Annotated in this window: 1 protein-coding gene; it reads left to right on the top strand. The window is 30.7% G+C overall.

Features of this window, described 5'->3' with window-relative positions:
- A partial coding sequence (locus ACM6HU_RS02815; RefSeq protein WP_414847982.1) for an IS3 family transposase occupies positions 1-215 on the top strand: 215 nt, incomplete at both ends.

The following is a 215-nucleotide window of genomic DNA, read 5'->3' as shown; positions in this document are numbered from 1 at the left end:
GATTAGGACAATCCATGTCAAGAAGAGGAAACTGTTGGGATAACGCCCCACAAGAATCATTTTTTGGTCATTTTAAAGATGAAGCATATATAAAACCTTGTGAGTCTTTTGCACAATTAAAAAATGAAATTAAGAACTACATGACGTATTACAATCATTATAGATATCAATGGAATTTAAAAAAGATGACTCCTGTTGAATACAGAAATCATCTT

It is taken from the genome of Bacillus sp. IT-79MI2 (genome assembly GCF_949768135.1).
GTDB classification, from domain to species: Bacteria; Bacillota; Bacilli; order Bacillales; family Bacillaceae_G; genus Bacillus_A; species Bacillus_A pseudomycoides.
Note: the sequence above shows the minus strand (reverse complement) of the source record. Positions and strands in the feature narration are given on the sequence as shown.